The sequence below is a fragment of the Gorillibacterium massiliense genome (assembly GCF_000455485.1).
GTDB lineage: Bacteria > Bacillota > Bacilli > Paenibacillales > NBRC-103111 > Gorillibacterium > Gorillibacterium massiliense.
The window spans coordinates 1-2,638 of the sequence record NZ_CBQR020000095.1 but is presented as its reverse complement, the minus strand read 5'-3'; the positions used below and the strand labels follow the sequence as shown (position 1 = coordinate 2,638).

At 54.5% G+C, this 2,638-nt stretch carries 4 protein-coding genes; all 4 read left to right on the top strand.

Features of this window, described 5'->3' with window-relative positions; all coding sequences use genetic code 11:
• Positions 1 to 308 (top strand): thymidylate synthase (gene thyA, locus TJ79_RS11315; protein WP_040950424.1); only part of this gene is annotated, 308 nt, incomplete at its 5' end.
• Positions 305 to 787, top strand: a complete 483-nt coding sequence (locus TJ79_RS11310) for a dihydrofolate reductase (protein WP_040950423.1) — start codon at positions 305 to 307, stop codon at positions 785 to 787. The genes thyA and TJ79_RS11310, both read left to right, overlap by 4 nt.
• 108 nt (positions 788 to 895) lie before the next feature.
• Positions 896 to 1,876, top strand: a complete 981-nt coding sequence (locus TJ79_RS11305) for an aldo/keto reductase (RefSeq protein ID WP_040950422.1) — start codon at positions 896 to 898, stop codon at positions 1,874 to 1,876.
• Between the two features lie 29 nt (positions 1,877 to 1,905).
• Positions 1,906 to 2,638, top strand: a 733-nt coding sequence (locus TJ79_RS11300) for an alpha/beta hydrolase (protein WP_040950425.1), incomplete at its 3' end; no start/stop codon positions are given.

The window sequence follows — 2,638 nt, the reverse complement described above, 5'->3', positions numbered from 1 at the left end:
TGTACCAACGCAGCGGCGATACGTTCCTTGGTGTGCCCTTCAACATCGCTTCCTATGCTTTGTTTACTCTTATGATGGCCCAAGCCGCTGGTCTTGAGCCGGGCGACTTCGTTCATACCTTGGGTGATGCTCATATTTATATGAATCACATTGACCAGGTCCAACTGCAATTGACGAGAGTACCCCGTCCATTGCCGAAAATGACGCTGAATCCCCAGGTGAAGTCCATTTATGATTTCCGTTATGAAGACTTCACGTTATCGGAGTACGACCCTCATCCCCATATCAAAGGGGCGGTTTCGGTATGATCTCGCTTATTCTCGCCATGGGGCGGGATCACTCCATCGGTTACCGCAACGAGCTGCCTTGGCGGCTACCCAAGGACTTGGCTTACTTTAAAAAGACGACCACCGGCCACCCGGTGCTCATGGGCCGCAAAACCTTTGAATCCATCGGCAGGCCATTACCAGGCAGATTGAATATCGTGGCGACCCGGGATGCTTCCTATGCTCCGGAGGGCGTAGAGACTGTGACTTCCCCTCAAGAGGCTGCACTTCGTTATAAAGATCAGGAGCTGTTTGTCATCGGCGGTGCGGAAATCTATAAGATTTTTCTTTCGCAAGCGGACCGCATCTATATAACATGGATTGACGAGAGCTTTACGGCGGATGCTTTTTTTCCGGAATTGCCCGAAAGGGAGTGGCACTTGGTTTCGCGGGTGCCGGGAGAAAGGGATGAGAAGAATCCGTACGATTATGAATTTCGGGTGTATGAACGGATCCTCTGATCCGTTCTTTTCTTTTGAAATCCAACCAATCTGCGATACAATGATAGGGAAAACCGATTGCTAGGAAGAATCATTCATCTCATTTAGCAGGGAAGGGGAGAGGATGGCATGAAGTATACTTATTTGGGCAGAACCGGTTTGAAAGTGAGCAAGCTTTGCCTCGGAACGATGAATTTTGGCGTGGATACCGACGAACAAGAAGCGTTCAGGATCATGGACGCGGCACTTGATGCGGGCATCAACTTTTTCGATACGGCTAATATTTACGGATGGGGGGAGAATGCGGGGCGGACGGAAGAAATCATCGGCCGCTGGTTCTCCCAGGGCGGCAAACGCCGAGAACGGACAGTGCTCGCAACGAAGGTATACGGCGAGATGCCGGTTCATGATGATGGCCCCAATTCACCAGGCGGATTGTCCTCCTATAAAATCCGTCGTCACTTGGAAGGCTCCCTGAAAAGATTGCAGACGGATCATATCGAGCTATACCAAATGCATCATATCGATTTAAATGCAACCTGGGATGAACTTTGGGAAGCTTTTGAAGTGCAAGTGTTCCAAGGGAAAATCGGTTACGTCGGCTCCAGCAACTTCGCGGGCTGGCATATCGCCAAAGCCCAGGAAGCGGCGAAAGCCCGGCATTTTCTCGGCTTGGTTACAGAACAGCACAAGTATAGCCTGCTGAACCGTTTGCCCGAGCTGGAGGTGCTTCCGGCGGCGCAGGATTATGGCTTGGGTGTCATTGCCTGGAGCCCGCTTGACGGCGGAATCTTGGGCGGCGGCTTGAATCCGAAGCCGGGTTCCAAGCGCACAGCCGGTCAAGCGCAGCGTGTCGAAAAGCTCCGTCCCAAGCTGGAAGCCTTCTCTCGCCTGTGCAAGGAACTGGGCGAAACCGAGGCGAACGTCGCCCTGGCTTGGACGCTTGCTCATCCGGCGATGACGGCGCCGATTATCGGACCCCGTACGCTGGAGCAGTTTAAGGAATCGCTCAGAGTCGTCGATATCGTTTTGAACGATGAGATTTTGAAGAAACTGGATGAAATTTTCCCCGGCCCGGGCGGTCCCGCCCCGCAGGCCTACGCATGGTAAGATCTATGATGGAGAGAGAGGATAAAGAGATGAGTATGTATTTATGGCCGGAAGGGGCTCCCTTCGCTGCGGGCAGCGAAGCGGTGGATATGCCGCGCCTGACCGAATATCCGGTGGAACGCAAAGCTGGCGAGCAGCATGCGGCCGTAGTCGTACTTCCCGGCGGCGGTTATCAGTACCTCGCGGAACATGAGGGAGAGCCGGTCGCCAGATGGCTGAATACATTGGGCATTCACGCCTTCGTACTGGATTACCGGGTCGCGCCATACCATCATCCGGTGCCGCTGCTGGACACCCAAAGGGCGATCCGCATGGTACGGCATCTAGCTGGAGACCGGGGAATCAATGCTGCGCAGATCGGCATCCTGGGTTTTTCCGCAGGAGGCCACTTGGCTTCCACGGCCGGAACCCATTTCGATTACGGGCATGCCGATTCGGAGGATCCCATCGAACGCTGCAGCTCCCGTCCGGACGCCATGATCTTGTGTTATCCGGTCATCAGCTTTGGGGAGCACCGGCATCATGGCTCCATGGTCAATCTGCTCGGAACAGAGGAGCCGCCGGAGGAACTGCGTGAGCTCCTGTCTAATGAGCTGCAAGTTCGGCAGGATACGCCGCCTACCTTCTTGTTTCACACGGCCGAAGACGGCTTGGTGACAGTGGAGAACAGCCTGCTTTTCGCAAGTGCCCTAAGCCGGAAGAAGATCCCCTTTGATCTCCACGTCTATCAAGCCGGGCATCACGGAGTGGGGCTCGCTGAGG